Raw genomic sequence first — 13,014 nt, 5'->3', positions numbered from 1 at the left:
TGACTCCGTTAGTCCTGGTTCGAATCCAGGTTCCCCAGCCAGCCTAACATCCTGAAATCACAAAGGAAATTACGGGCGCGTTTCGTTCCGCCCGCCATTTTCTGCCCTTTTTCTGCCCTTTTTCTGCCCTCGCGGTTCTCGTCCCGTTCTGGGTGAGTTGCTTCGCATTAGGCGGGGTGCTCAATGCGCAGGTCGGAATCGAGATTCCGGACCCCACTCCGTCATGGATCCCGCCCCGGCTGGCATCGCTGCGGCGTGTCGTTCCCGCTGCTCCTGGGTCCCTGCGTCGTGGAGCCGGCGTCAAGTTCAGCGCGTTGCTACGCGCGAGGCAATGTTCGAGCCACGTTGCTGGTCGTTCCCCGTCCGGATCAATCTGCAACGCGCTCGGCGCCACGAGCGTATCGCCGCCATTTCTCGACGTACGCCTCGGCGCTGCGCTCCAATTCCGAAACTGCGTTCGGGTCGAGCTCGCGGACGGCCTTCGCGGGCGCTCCCATGATCAGGCTGTTGTCGGGAAAGGCCTTCCCCTCCGTGACGAGCGCATTGGCCCCAATGATGCAGTTCGCGCCGATGCGGGCGCCGTTCATGATCGTCGACCCCATGCCAACCATCGTGTTGTCGCCGATCGTACAGCCGTGGACGATGGCACCATGCCCGATCGTGCAGCCACGCCCGATCATGAGTGGGAACCCAGGGTCGGCGTGAAGCACGGCATTGTCCTGAACGTTCGTTCGATCGCCGACGTCGAGGGCCTCATCGTCGCCGCGCAACGCGGCGCCGAACCAGATGCCGACGTCGCGACCGACGCGGACCCGGCCCGCTACCGTGGCGCTCGGGGCGATCCAGTAATTGCCCGCTTCCGGCAACTCGGGGGAGTATTCGTCGAGCTTGTAGACGGCCACGATGATTCCTTTCGGTTCAGGCTGACCAGGCGATCAGGCACGAAGTTCGGGCAGGTCGCGAAAGAGTTCGAGCGCCTCCGGGTTCGCGAGCGCCTCCCGGTTGGTGACAACGCGGCCGTGAACCACATCGCTCACCGCGAGCTCGGTGACCTTGCCGGTCTTTGTGCGAGGTATGTCAGCGACAGCGACGATTCTTGCGGGCACATGCCGAGGCGAGGAACCGGCGCGGATGCCCGACTTGATCCGGCCGACGAGCACGTCGTCGAGCATGGCGCCAGGATGCAGCGCGACGAACAGCACCACGCGAACATCGCCGTCCCAATCCTGACCGATGGCGACGCATTCGCGCACTTCCGGCACCTTCTCGACCTCGGCGTAGATCTCGGCGGTGCCGATGCGCACACCGCCGGGGTTGAGCGTGGCGTCTGAGCGGCCGTGGATCACGAAGCCGCCGTTCGCCGTCGTCTCGGCGAAATCTCCCTGGCACCAGACGCCCGGGAAGCGCTCGAAGTAAGCTGCGTGGTATCGCGCGCCGCCATCATCGCCCCAGAAGCCGAGAGGCATCGCGGGGAACGGCGCGGCGCAGACGAGCTCTCCCTTCGCCGCGGCGGGCGCCGGCCCTCCCGCTGCGTCGCGGACCTCTATGGCGAGCCCGAGGCCGGGGCCTTGGATCTCGCCGCGCAGAACCGGGCGGGTCGGATCGCCGAGCACGAAGCAGGACAAGATGTCGGTGCCGCCCGAGATCGAGGCGAGGTGCAGGTCGGGATTGATCGCGTCATAGACGTAGTCGAACGCCTCCGGCGCCAGTGGCGAGCCGGTCGAGAAGACTGCGCGCAGGCTCGAGAGGTCATGGGTCTCGCGTGGACGGAGGCCGGACTTGCGTAGCGTATCGAGGTACTTGGCGGATGTGCCGAAATGCGTCACACGCTCCGCCTCGGCGTAGTCGAACAGCACGTTCGGGCCGGGGTGAAACGGCGAGCCGTCGAAGAGCATCAGCGTCGCGCCGCGCGCGAGACCCGACACCAGCCAGTTCCACATCATCCAGCCGAGCGTGGTGAAATAGAACAGCCGGTCGCCCCGGCGCACATCGGCGTGCAGACCGAGCTCCTTGAGGTGCTGAAGGAGCACCCCGGCGCGGTGGACTATGCACTTCGGCGCGCCCGTCGTGCCGGAGGAGTAGAGGATCACCAGCGGATGGTCGAAGGGTAGCTGGGCAAAGCGAAGCGGTGCCGGCGGATGGGGTGCGGTGAATTCGGTCCAGGTCACGCCGTTGGCGAGCGCCTGCGCGGCCGCGTGACCGTTACTGAGATGGCCGACAACGACGCAGCGGACGACTGTCGGCAGGAACGGCTGCAACTCCGCGAGCTTGCCGGCGAGGTCGATGTCCTTGCCGACGTAGCGGTACCCATCAACCGTGATGAGCACCTTGGGTTCGATCTGGCCGAAGCGGTCGAGCACGCCGCGAACTCCGAAGTCCGGCGAGGCCGAGGACCAGACCGCCCCGAGCGAAACGGTGGCCAGCATGGCGACGACCGCCTCTGGGATGTTCGGCAAGAGCCCGGCGACGCGGTCGCCCTCGCCGATGCCGAGGGCGGCCAGGGCCTGTTGCAGCCGCGACACATACGGCGCAACTCGTCCCATGACCAGCGGCAGATCGGCCCGGCCTCGGCGCGGAACACAATGGCGTCGCTTGCCCCGTCAAGTCCGGCGCTTCCGGCGAGCAGGTTCTCGGCGAAGTTCAGCCTCGCGTCGGGAAAGAACCGGGCTCCTGGCCGTGCGGATGCCGCGGCGTGAAGCGAAAAGGCGCGGATAGCGCCTTGCGATGTGCTGCTCGAAGGCCTTGAGGGTGGAGCTCGGATCGGCGAGCGTCTTGGGGCTGGTGTCGTAGACGACCATCTCGTCGTTGAGCTCGAGCCCATTATGGGTGAGGTTCATCGAGCCAGTGAGCAGGCCACGCTGCAGGAGCACGCCTTTGGTGTGGAGGTGCTGACGCCGGACGATGGTCAGCTGCTCGGCGAGCCCTTCTTCGTCAACAGCGTCCCTTAATGCGGCGATCAGTGGGTCATTGTGCTTATCGAAGCTGGTCGCGATGCCGAGCGGGGTGCCTCTCGCCATGAGATCCTTCGCGACCTCGATCAGCCGGATCTCGCGACTACCCCATTCCGGATTGACCGCGCCGAATCCACCCGCGCGGTTGTCGAACAGTACGATGTTGCTGATCCAGGGGCTCACAAGCCAAGCCCGCTCGCCGCCTGGCGCGAGCAGTCCGCCGAGAAGCATCAATTGGAGCAACTCGCGGATCAGATTCTGGCTCGTGACAGCGCTCTTGAAGATGCGGCGGGTTTCGAAGGTCATTGCAGCGCCTCTGCGATGTCAGCATCGACCTCAAATTGATCAGCCACCCGGCGCACCGCCTGGACGCGGGCAAAGACCGAGAGATAGGCGGTCTGGACCGGGTTGGTCGCTAAGAAGGCCAAAGCGTTGGCGAGTCGGTCGGCGTCCGCCATTGGGCAGACCAGGGTGGCCGCACCGACTTCGGCAAGGCGTGCCAGGCAGAGCGCCTGCCAGTTGGCGGCGCAGACGTCGATCGGCACCGAGCCTTCACTAAGATAGGCGCGTACGAGCAGAGGCTCGGGAAACGGCAGGTCAACAAAGATCGACGAGAGGCGAAGGCCTGCCTGGCGGATCTGCGCGCCGCGTGGCCACAGAAGCCCATAGATCACACCGAAGCGCCACTGGTCAGGATTGACCGTCGGCGCATCGATCCCGGCGAAGCTCAAGGCGAGATCGATATCGTCGCGTCGGGACAGGCTCGCGGAATTCACCCGCGACTTCATGAACAATCACGTCAGCGACGACGAGATGGCGATGGTGCGGCGTCTGGTCATGAACGCGGTGAAGGATGGTAAGTTCGAGGCGATGATCTACAGCTTCCCCTCGGGTCTATGCACAGACAGCGGACGCGCCATCAACAACAACGACCCGAGCTGGCCTGAGACGCTGCAAGGCAAGGCGAAGGAGCTTTTCGAGAGCTACGAAGAGCTGGCGAAGCCGCGGGGCTACAAGCTGAAGGCGATGGTGATAAGCTTTCCGGGCGACATCCCTGGCGACGTAGGCTTCTTCCTGAACTGGGCCCCGCCGGCTGTCTGAATCGCGGACGGGGCTTCGGAGTGCAAACTTCGGCGGCGGCGCGATCAACGTCTCCGCGTCGCGGGCGCAGCCAGCGACGTCGCACAAGGGTCGCGTCTGATCGCTGAGACCGGCCTCGACATGCGCACGTGCTCGCCATTGAGTGGGGTCCCCGGGGCGCGCCGATGAACTCGAGATCGTTGGGTGTCCGCACCCCTCGACTGCCCAACGACTCTGCCGGATGCGACCGATTCCGCGCGGGCGTCGCCCTATAGGTACCGTAGCCTGCTGAGTTCCTCGCGCGCGGCCTCGGCGAACTCCTTCAGCGGGTCCATTCCCTCTTCACCGCTTCGCATGGCCGCGTGCAGATCGGCCAGCGTCTTGTTCGGCGCGAGACAGGCATCGATCGTTGCACGAACGACCGCCTCCGCGCGCGCGATCGTTTGCGGCGAGGATTCCACACGCATCCTGCTGATCATGCCGTAAAGGGTGACCAACTCCTGAACCTGCGGCTCACTGCGCATGTTGGCCTCGCCAAAGGCCTTCGACGCCGCAACGATGAAGTCTCTGTAGAGATCCTCTCGATGCGAAAGTTTATGGACGATCAGCCCAGCCTTCGCCTGATAGCGGTGGCTCAGCCAGGTCGTGAAGCCTGACATCAGGCCGCCGACGATCGAACCGGCCAGCGCCGAGAACGCGGAGATGTATGCTACATCCATGGTGTGCCTGCAGATCCCGTTATTGAGCCACCCTCCTCGGCCTTGTCGGACCGATAGACTGTTGCCCGCGCTGACATCGCGCCGCCTTCACTAAGCATATGGATGGAAGGAGAAAGGGTAGCGCTCTGCTTTGGCGAAGCCGCTGCGTCCATACTTGGCAGTTCGCTGGTTGCCGCCATCGCGACAAGCCCCCAAGCCAGCAGGGCGGGAACGAACGGCCAGAAGAACACCGATGAGCCGGTGAGGTATCCGCGGAGCCGGAGCGATCTGGAAGCGACTTGACCCGGTACTGCAGCGGCCAGCCCACGGGCGGACCGAGCTCGAGGCGGGAGACGCGCGCCGTCACGTCGGGGAAGTCGCGCGCGAGCAGCGATTCGAGTCGGGCCTTCACCCGGTCGCGCGCCTCCAGGTCCTTGGCGACGACCACGGTCTCGGCGATGAAGTCGTTGTCGAGCTGCACGTCGAGCGGCAGGTAGAAGCGGATGGCGCCGCCGCCGACGTAGGACGAGAAGCTCACGATGTCGGCGTCACCCGCGAGGGCTTCCTCGAGCTGCTCGGTCGTGGCTTCGGTCGCTGCGATCGAAGCGTTCTTCGGCAGGGTCATCGTCACCAGCAGCTCGGGCCGGTTGGAGGCGGGAAAGAACTGCTGCTGCACGAAGCCCATACCGTAGAGCGAGATGCCGAAGGCGATGAGCGACGCGCCGATGGTGAGCCAGCGGCGCCGCATGGCGAAGCCGAGCACATCGGCGAAGAGACGCATGAAGCGCCCCGGTTCGGCTGTCGAATGCCCCTTCATCGTCGGAGGCAGTACCGCGACGCCGATAACCGGCGCGAAAAGAACCGCCACGAACCACGAGGCGATGAGCGCCACGGCGACCACGGCGAAGAGCGAGTAGGTGTACTGGCCGGTGCTGTTGTCGGCGAAACCGATCGGCAGGAAGCCGAAGACGGTGACCAGGGTGCCCGTCAGCATCGGGAAGGCCGTGGAGGTATAGGCGAAGGTCGCGGCCTTCATCTTGTCCATGCCTTCCTCGATCTTGGAGATCATCATCTCCGTCGTGATCATGGCGTCGTCGACGAGGAGGCCGAGCGCGATGATGAGGGCGCCGAGGGAGATGCGCTGCAGGCTGATGCCCATCAGCTCCATCGCCACGAAGACGATGACGAGGACGAGCGGGATCGACAGGGCGACGACGAGCCCGGCGCGGAGGCCGAGGCTGACGAAGCTGACCGCAAGCACGATCACGACCGCCTCGAGGAGCGCCTTGGTGAAATGGCCGATGGCTTCGCGCACGACCTCGGGCTGGTCGGACACGAGGTTGAGCTCGACGCCGATCGGAAGCCGCTCCACCAGGTTTTCGGCCGCATGGTGCAAGCCCTCGCCGAAAGTGAGGTTGTTGCCGCCATCGCGCATGTTGACGCCGATCCCGATCGCCGGCTTGCCGTTGACGCGGAACATCTTGGTGGGCGGGTCGCTATAGCCGTGCTCGACCGAAGCGATGTCGGTGAGCTTGTAGAAGTGACCGTCGATCCAGAGGTTCAGGTCAGCGATGTCCTCCGGCGTCACGAGCGCGCCGGTGACGTCGACCAGCATGTTCTCGTGCGACGTGTTGATGATGCCGGACGGAGCCACGGCGTTCTGCTCGGCGACCGCCGCGAGCACCCGCTCGAGGCTCAGGTCGAGGTTGGCGAGCTTCTGCGGCGAGAAGCTCAGGTATACCTTCTGATCCTGGTCGCCGAAGATCTCGACCTTGCCGACGTCCGGCGAGCGCAGGAACTCGGCCCGCGCCGTCTCGACGAAATCACGCGCTTCGCGCGGCGTGAAGCCGTCGTAGGTGACGCCGTAGACAATGCCGAAGACGTCGCCGAACTCGTCGTTGAAAAAGGGACCGACCACGCCCTCCGGCAAGGTCATCCGCATGTCGTCGATCTTCTTGCGGACCTGGCACCAGGTGTCCTCGATCTCTTCGCTCGGCGTCGACTCCTTGAGGTTGACGAAGATGGTCGCCTGGCCGGGCTTGGTGTAGCTCTTGAGGTAGTCGAGGTTGGGGGTCTCCTCGAGCTTCTTCTCGAGCCGGTCGGTCAGTTGCGTGAGGGTGTCGGCCACGCTCGCGCCTGGCCAAGAGGCCTGGACGACCATGGTCTGGATCGAGAAGTCGGGGTCCTCTTCGCGGCCCAGCCCGCGGTAGGCGCCCAGCCCGCCGATGAGGCAGACCAGCATGAAGAAGACGGTGATGGCGCGGTTGTTCACCGCCCATTCGGATAGGTTGAAGCGGGTCATCGCTGTGCCTCCATCTCGGGCTTCACTACCTGGCCATCGGCCATGGCGTTGACGCCGGCGGTGACCACCATCTCGCCGGGGGCGAGGCCGGCGCCGACGACGACCGAGTCCATGTCGAACTCGAGGAGCTCGACCTTGCGCCTTTGCACCTGGTTCTCCTTGGAGACGACCCAGACCTGCGCGCCGTCGCCGGACTGCAGCAGCGCGGTGGCGGGGAGCGTCGTCACCTCCGCGCCCTCGGCTTCGGCGCGGCCGACGACGATGGCCCCGAGACGCATCTCCCGCGGCGCCGAGGGCAGGGAGACCCGCACTTCGTAGGTTCCCGTGGTGCTGTCGGCGACCGGCGAGATCTCGCGAACGGTGCCGGTGACCGCCACCTCGGGCTGCGCCTGCAGCCAGACCTTGCCCTGCATGCCGGGCGTCACGCCGTCGACGTCTGCGCCGGCGACGGCGAAGACCGCCTCGCGCTCGGCGTCGCGCGAGACCTCGACGACCATCTGCCCGGCTTCCACGACCTGCCCCGGATCGGCGCCGGTCGCGGTGACGATCCCATCGTTCGGGGCGAGCAGCCGGGTGTAGCCGAGTTGGTTCTGGGCGATGCGAAGCTGCGCTTCGGCGGCCTGCACCGCCGCTTCGGCGCTCCGGAGCGACCGCAGCGATTCGTCATAGACGGCGCGCGGCGTATAGCCCCTATCCGCGAGGGTGCGGTCACGTTCTTCCTGCGCGGCCACCCGGACGAGGGTCGCTCTTGCGGTGGCGAGATCGGCCTCGGCCGTGATCACCTTGTTCTCGAAATCGGTGGCGCTGAGCGTCGCGAGCCTGTCACCCTTCTTGACGACGGAGCCGATGTCGACGTCGCGCGAAATCAGCCTCCCGCCGACTTCGAAACCGACCTGGCTGACGTAGCGCGCCTCGACGCGGCCGGCGCCCTGCGCCGCCAGTTCGAGCTTGTTTGGCGTCACGATGGCCACCCGGGCGGGACGCACCGCCGGGGGCGCCTCGGCTTCGTGGTCTTCCTTGCATCCCGCCAGAAACAGGCAGGCGACGCAGGCACAGAGGATCGGACCTGATGACAGGCGCATGAGTGTCTCCGCTCGGGTTATCGGGTTGCAGGCGACGGCTTTGAGAAAGGGGTGGGCTGGGCCTGTTTCGCGTTCTCAAATCTACCAATAAGTCAAATCGACGTTGCAGTCAACACGAGATCAGAGATGTGTGGTCTCGCTCAAGCTGGCTATCACGCCGGTGCGGACAGGATCAGGAGATTGACTCAGAAGCGCGCGGCTGCTCGCCCGCAGTCCACCGAAGACGCGATCATGCGATCGGGAACCTGGCGCCGCGCGCGAACATCGCGCTCCGCCAGGCTTTGATGCGGCAATCGAGGTTGGGAAGCCAGGCGCTGGTCATCGATGGCTTGGTGGCAACCCGGCGGGCCGGCGAACACCGCCGCCCGCGGCGAGGGTCAGGCCGCGGCGTTCTGGGTGGCCCGGTCGGCCGCCTGCTCGGCGCGAAGGTTGCTGAGCGCCCGCGCCCATTTATAAAGCTCGTCGAGCAGGCCGTTGGCCCCGTCCTGGATCCTTTGGTTGGGACGGAACACACCGTTATCGATGAACTGGGAGAACGAGTGGACCGGCACCACCTGCGGCAAGGCGTGAACATTCACGTTGCTCAGGAGCTGGCGCAAGACCTGGGCAGAGCGCAGGCCCCCGGAGACGCCGCCGTAACTGAGCACTCCCGCGGGCTTGTAGAGCCATTCCTGCAGGAGCACCTGGACCGCATTCACCAGCGCGGCAGGAGCGAAGTAGTCGTACTCCGGCGTCAAGAAAAGGTAGGCGTCGGCGGAGTTAACACTGGCGCTCCAGCGTTTGGTCCGCGGGTTGGCGTATTGCCGCGACGCCGGGTGCGCCGCCTCGTCGAGGAGGGGAAGGTGGAAGTCCGCGAGGTCGACCAGCTCCACCGCGAACTTGCCGTGCTCGACGGCAGTATCCTTCAGCCACTCCGCGATGACAGGACCGATCCGGCCTGGACGGGTCGAGCCGATGATGATGTTTAGCTTCAGCGTCAAAGGTGCATCCTCGATGATGAGGCCGCTGCGCCCTCGCAAGGCAAACGCGGCATGAGTGATTTTGTCGGGTCGATTCCGGCCCCGTCCGGGCGAAGGGGGGGCCGTACCACGCCTCGAGAGCATCCAGGCCGGATGCGACCCGCCGCATGGCAGCGGGTTGGTTCAATTGATAGGTTGTGTATTCGACTCCATCGCTGTCTCGGCAAACGACGGCGTCAGTCTCCGTAGACTGACGCCCAGGCAATCTCACCGATGCTCTGTCGGGTAACGCCGAAGTCGGACAACTGGCGATCGGTCAGCGCATTGAGAGTCTTGTAGGTCGCAATGTACTCTCGGTGATCAGCGAAACTCTTGCTCAGGCGGGCAAAGAGACCCGTCTGCTCGACATCGTGAGCGTGAAGGTTGAGGGCGTAAGCCATGACGCGTTTCCTTTTCGGGTTAGGTTGGAGGGCAAGCGAGCCTGCCCGAGTCGATTTCGTATTGCACTCATACGTCGGATCGACTATACAGTCAACATGAAAACATGCTCATGGGAGAATTTGGATGGCAAAGATTGATCTGGTCCGCCGTGCGGAGATCGGCCGGGAAAAGCGGGCGAGGACACGCGCGCAGATCCTGGAAGCGGGTGCGCTGCTTCTGGCCGAGCGACCGCCCGAGGCCCTTACGGTCGATGCTGTCGTGGAGGCCGCGGGCGTGGCCAAGGGCACATTCTACTACCATTTCCTGAGCATCAGCGAGCTGGCCGCCGCCGTGGGTGTGATGCTCGGCGAGAGCTTCGACGAGATGCTGACGCCGGCGAAGCTGGAGCTGAGCGATCCTGTCGCCCGCCTGGTATTCATGTCCAGGCAGTTCCTGCAAAAGGCGATCTCGGACCAGGTCTGGGCTCGCCTCGTCGTCCAGAGCTCGCAGTCGCCGACCGAGTTTGGCCGGGGCATTCGCGAGCATCTCAAAGCCGACCTCGCCGAGGCCATCGCCCAGGGACGCATGGTGGTGAAGGACGTCGATCTCGCCGCGGACATCGTCATCGGCATGTTGCTTCAGATCATGCGCGGCATCATCGAGCGCGGCGCACCCCGCGATCTGATCCGCGAGGCTCTGGATGCTGTGCTCCGGGCCCTTGGCGCCGCCGAGACGGGGTTCGACGGCCTGGACGACGTCCTCGATGGGCAGCCGGGCGAGGGCGCCACGCCATGATCGCCGAGCGCTCGGAGGCCGTGGCGTCCCCGATGCACAGCCGGGTCCGAACACCCCGACCGACCCTGACACTTGGCAGCGGCGCCGCTGACCCGTCGCGCCGGCACCGTGCCGGGCAGGAAAGCCTCGGTCGGCGCGGCTCCGCTGCGCGCAACCGTCTCGGCTGGCCCGCGCTGTTCCGCCTTGGCGTTCTCGCGACGCTGGCGTTCACTTCTGGTTGCGCCGGCCCGCGCGGCGCGGTGTCGATCGACCCCGCCGCGGCCGGGACCGGCGCGGCGGCGCCGGTACTGGTCGCCAGCGCGCGCGCCCCGGCCGAGGGCTCGGCGGTCTTCGGCCCCGGGCGGGCGCCGCTCAGCTTTGCTCGCTTCGCCGTCTCGGTCCCGCCCGAGCGGGAGCCGGGCTCGGTCACCTGGCCGGGCCGCGAAGCCGACCCGCGCACCGACTTCGTCACGCTGGAAGCCGCGCGCCTGCGTGACGGTGAGGCGTTCGTGGCCGCGATCGACCGCGAGCTCGGCCGTAAGCGGAACGACGAGGCGATCGTGTTCGTGCATGGCTACAACAACACCTTCGCCGAAGGGCTCTACCGGCAGGCGCAGCTCGCCGAGGACTTCGCCCTGCCCGCGGTATCGGTGGACTTCGCCTGGCCGTCGGCCGCGGCCTGGAACGGCTATCCCTATGACAAGGAGAGCGCCATCTTCGCCACGGAAGGGCTGTCGCGCACCCTCGATCTCGTCGCCAGCTCCTCTGCCGACGGCGTCGTCGTCGCCTGCCACTCCATGGGCTGCTTCCTCGTGATCGAGACCATGTGGATGAAGGCGCTGCGCAGAGACGATGCGTTCCTCGAAAGGCTGCGCGCCGTCGTGATGTTCGCTCCGGACATCAACGTCGAGGTCTTCCGTGAGCGGATGCGCGACGTCGGGCATCCGGGTATCCCGATCTACGTCTTCGCCTCGAGCGGCGACCAGGCCCTCCAGCTTTCGGCCAGCCTGCACGGCGGACAAGCGCGGCTCGGCATGATCACCGACCCGGCCGCGCTTGCCGACCTGCCGGTGACGGTGGTCGACGTGACCCACGTGAAAGGCGCCGACGCGCAAGGCCACAGCACGGTCCAGACCTCGCCACTGATGAGCGCGCTCTTCAATGGGCTCGAGGACTTCGGTCCCCAGACGTTCTCGGACGCCGTCGCCGACCCTTCCCTGGTCGAGGCGAGCGTCGACGCCGTCGGCCACGCAACAACGATCGCGCTACGCCCGATCGAGCTGGACTGAGCGGCCAGCTGGCCGCTCACGGATCAGTGCCGGACCCCAACTGTTTGCGCGGCCTTGTCGCCGTCGAGGCCGACATCGGCGAGCGCACGCTTCGCGCCTTCCTAGGCCACCCGCAACATGACCGGCTCGAAATCGGCATTGGGCATGCCCACGAAGCCTTGGAATCGGGGCGATGTCATCGGATCCTCATCCCGTCGCTTACGCGCCTGCTCCCTGCCGTTTGGGCGATAATCGGAGGTCTCCAGGTGTCGTGCGACAAGCCGACTGCGGCGAAGCTGCTGTCCTGCAGGCCCATCAGGGGCTTGGGGAAGAGGGCGTCGGCGGGGCCGAACAACTGATCCCTGCGCAGGAAGTCCACCCAGTCGCGGAGGCAAGCCAAGTATGCGTCATCGACCGGATAGAACCAGGTGGTGAAGGTCTTGGCGAACTTGGTCCGCACTTCCCTCGCGTCCTGATAGACGCAACCCTGCACCAGGTCGATGTGTTTCAGCCGCAGCGAGGCAATCGCCCCATCCCGTATCGGAAGTATCCCTTAGCGCCATCGAGCGGACCGCACGGAACATAAGGTCGAATAATGACTCAGGCGGCGCGTCTCGAGCCCGCTGATCGAGACGAAGACCTCTGTGTCAGGCATCGGAAACGCGCTCGTCATGCTTTGTCATTCCCGCCATGACCTTCTGCATGATGCGGGTGCGGACCGGTCTTGGCAGAAGCGACAGATTGACCTGCAGCACCCTGTTCAGGAGCGTCGGCCGCACCGTCGTCCGCCGCCCGAGCGCGGGCAGGATTTCCTTCGCGACCTGTTCAGGCGTTGCCGGGTTGCTCAGCCGCATGGCCGCGCGCTTGGCAAAGCCACTCTCCACCGGTCCGGGTGCCGCGGCCAGAACGTCCACGCCCTTTGCTGCCAGCTCGCGCGACAGCCCTTCCGCCAGAACCTGCACGTAAGCCTTGGTGGCCGCGTAGTTCGCAGCGCGCGCCACGCCCTGGAAGGCGACCAGCGAGCTCATCAGGATGATGCCGCCGCGTCCGCGCCGCGCGAGCCGTGGTGCAAATTGGTGGATTGCGGCGAAGGTCGCGCCGCAGTTCACGTCGATCATGCTCAGCTCGGTGGCGAGATCGCTGTCGATGGCATCCCCCGAGGTTCCGAACCCGGCACAGGCCACCAGCAGGCCGATGTCGAGATCATCGGTCCGAGCCAGCAAGGGTCCGACCGTGGCCGGGTCGGAGAGGTCGCCCGCAAGGACGCGGGACTCGACGCCGAACCGCGCCGTGATGTCGCGGGCAAGCTCGGACAGCAAGTGTTCCCGGCGTGCCGACAGCACGACATTGATTCCGCAGGCCGCAATCTCGAGTACAAGCGCCCGCCCGATCCCGCCAGAGGCGCCGGTGACCAGCGCCCAGGGGCCGTATGCGGCCGAGATCCGGCTCCGGTGTCTGCTGCGATTTTCGGACGTCATTT

At 65.8% G+C, this 13,014-nt stretch carries 14 protein-coding genes; 3 read left to right on the top strand and 11 right to left on the bottom strand.

Translation table 11 applies throughout. The annotated features are described in order from the left end of the window. Positions 1–368 precede the first annotated feature (368 nt). From V7050_RS03720 to V7050_RS03705, 4 genes are read right to left on the bottom strand one after another with little or no spacing between them, the layout of a single operon-like run. Positions 369–902 (bottom strand): gamma carbonic anhydrase family protein, encoded by a 534-nt coding sequence (locus V7050_RS03720; protein ID WP_324373884.1) that lies wholly within the window; start codon positions 900–902, stop codon positions 369–371. Between the two features lie 33 nt (positions 903–935). Next, the gene (locus V7050_RS03715; RefSeq protein WP_324373882.1) at positions 936–2,543 is read right to left on the bottom strand and encodes an acetoacetate--CoA ligase; all 1,608 of its coding nucleotides are present in this window, start codon (positions 2,541–2,543) and stop codon (positions 936–938) included. A 57-nt stretch (positions 2,544–2,600) separates the two neighbouring features. Further along, positions 2,601–3,257: a phospholipase D-like domain-containing protein DpdK gene (dpdK, locus tag V7050_RS03710; protein ID WP_324373880.1), complete on the bottom strand. Its 657-nt coding sequence runs from the start codon at positions 3,255–3,257 to the stop codon at positions 2,601–2,603. Then, entirely contained in the window at positions 3,254–3,739 is a 486-nt protein-coding gene (locus tag V7050_RS03705) for a hypothetical protein (RefSeq protein ID WP_324373878.1), read from the bottom strand. Before V7050_RS03705 ends, dpdK begins: the two co-directional genes overlap by 4 nt. Between V7050_RS03705 and V7050_RS03700 the strand changes: the two genes are divergently transcribed. Further along, positions 3,738–4,052 (top strand): hypothetical protein, encoded by a 315-nt coding sequence (locus tag V7050_RS03700; protein WP_324373876.1) that lies wholly within the window; start codon positions 3,738–3,740, stop codon positions 4,050–4,052. The two genes, V7050_RS03705 and V7050_RS03700, sit on opposite strands and share 2 nt — an antisense overlap. A 248-nt stretch (positions 4,053–4,300) precedes the next feature. Here V7050_RS03700 and V7050_RS03695 read toward each other — a convergent pair whose 3' ends face one another. The 5 genes from V7050_RS03695 to V7050_RS03675 all read right to left on the bottom strand — a co-directional run bounded on the left by V7050_RS03695 (position 4,301) and on the right by V7050_RS03675 (position 9,512). Continuing rightward, positions 4,301–4,750, bottom strand: coding sequence for a hypothetical protein (locus V7050_RS03695; protein WP_324373874.1), 450 nt, complete (start codon positions 4,748–4,750; stop codon positions 4,301–4,303). Between the two features lie 19 nt (positions 4,751–4,769). Then, positions 4,770–7,031: an efflux RND transporter permease subunit gene (locus V7050_RS03690; RefSeq protein WP_324373872.1), complete on the bottom strand. Its 2,262-nt coding sequence runs from the start codon at positions 7,029–7,031 to the stop codon at positions 4,770–4,772. Next, on the bottom strand, positions 7,028–8,113 hold the full coding sequence (locus tag V7050_RS03685; protein ID WP_324373870.1) for an efflux RND transporter periplasmic adaptor subunit: 1,086 nt from the start codon (positions 8,111–8,113) through the stop codon (positions 7,028–7,030). Before V7050_RS03685 ends, V7050_RS03690 begins: the two co-directional genes overlap by 4 nt. 377 nt (positions 8,114–8,490) lie before the next feature. Then, on the bottom strand, positions 8,491–9,093 hold the full coding sequence (locus V7050_RS03680) for an NADPH-dependent FMN reductase (RefSeq protein WP_324373868.1): 603 nt from the start codon (positions 9,091–9,093) through the stop codon (positions 8,491–8,493). 215 nt (positions 9,094–9,308) lie between these two features. Beyond that, complete coding sequence (locus V7050_RS03675; protein WP_324373866.1) at positions 9,309–9,512, bottom strand: DUF1127 domain-containing protein; 204 nt, start codon at positions 9,510–9,512, stop codon at positions 9,309–9,311. Positions 9,513–9,636: 124 nt separating this feature from the next. Between V7050_RS03675 and V7050_RS03670 the strand changes: the two genes are divergently transcribed. Both V7050_RS03670 and V7050_RS03665 read left to right on the top strand, forming a co-directional pair. Next, positions 9,637–10,287, top strand: coding sequence for a TetR/AcrR family transcriptional regulator (locus tag V7050_RS03670; RefSeq protein ID WP_324373864.1), 651 nt, complete (start codon positions 9,637–9,639; stop codon positions 10,285–10,287). Continuing rightward, positions 10,284–11,555, top strand: coding sequence for an alpha/beta hydrolase (locus tag V7050_RS03665; RefSeq protein WP_324373862.1), 1,272 nt, complete (start codon positions 10,284–10,286; stop codon positions 11,553–11,555). The genes V7050_RS03670 and V7050_RS03665 overlap by 4 nt, the downstream gene beginning before the upstream one ends. A gap of 175 nt (positions 11,556–11,730) precedes the next feature. On the opposite strand, the gene V7050_RS03660 is transcribed toward V7050_RS03665, so the two are convergent. Beyond that, a complete protein-coding gene (locus tag V7050_RS03660) occupies positions 11,731–11,994 on the bottom strand; it encodes a hypothetical protein (protein WP_324373860.1) in 264 nt (87 codons plus the stop codon). A 187-nt stretch (positions 11,995–12,181) separates the two neighbouring features. Further along, positions 12,182–13,012, bottom strand: coding sequence for an SDR family NAD(P)-dependent oxidoreductase (locus V7050_RS03655; RefSeq protein WP_324373857.1), 831 nt, complete (start codon positions 13,010–13,012; stop codon positions 12,182–12,184). Positions 13,013–13,014: the final 2 nt, after the last annotated feature.

The organism is Amaricoccus sp. (assembly GCF_036846665.1).
Classification (GTDB): Bacteria; Pseudomonadota; Alphaproteobacteria; order Rhodobacterales; family Rhodobacteraceae; genus Amaricoccus.
This window is presented reverse-complemented; position numbering and strand designations above follow the sequence as displayed.

Bases quoted from the DNA above. Each gene is read 5' to 3' on its own strand.
- V7050_RS03705 (WP_324373878.1), bottom strand. From the start codon at position 3,739: ATGAAGTCGCGGGTGAATTCCGCGAGCCTGTCCCGACGCGACGATATC.
- dpdK (WP_324373880.1), bottom strand. From the start codon at position 3,257: ATGACCTTCGAAACCCGCCGCATCTTCAAGAGCGCTGTCACGAGCCAG.
- V7050_RS03675 (WP_324373866.1), bottom strand. From the start codon at position 9,512: ATGGCTTACGCCCTCAACCTTCACGCTCACGATGTCGAGCAGACGGGT.
- V7050_RS03670 (WP_324373864.1), top strand. From the start codon at position 9,637: ATGGCAAAGATTGATCTGGTCCGCCGTGCGGAGATCGGCCGGGAAAAG.
- V7050_RS03690 (WP_324373872.1), bottom strand. From the start codon at position 7,031: ATGACCCGCTTCAACCTATCCGAATGGGCGGTGAACAACCGCGCCATC.
- V7050_RS03695 (WP_324373874.1), bottom strand. From the start codon at position 4,750: ATGGATGTAGCATACATCTCCGCGTTCTCGGCGCTGGCCGGTTCGATC.
- V7050_RS03655 (WP_324373857.1), bottom strand. From the start codon at position 13,012: ATGACGTCCGAAAATCGCAGCAGACACCGGAGCCGGATCTCGGCCGCA.
- V7050_RS03685 (WP_324373870.1), bottom strand. From the start codon at position 8,113: ATGCGCCTGTCATCAGGTCCGATCCTCTGTGCCTGCGTCGCCTGCCTG.
- V7050_RS03715 (WP_324373882.1), bottom strand. From the start codon at position 2,543: ATGGGACGAGTTGCGCCGTATGTGTCGCGGCTGCAACAGGCCCTGGCC.
- V7050_RS03665 (WP_324373862.1), top strand. From the start codon at position 10,284: ATGATCGCCGAGCGCTCGGAGGCCGTGGCGTCCCCGATGCACAGCCGG.
- V7050_RS03700 (WP_324373876.1), top strand. From the start codon at position 3,738: ATGAACAATCACGTCAGCGACGACGAGATGGCGATGGTGCGGCGTCTG.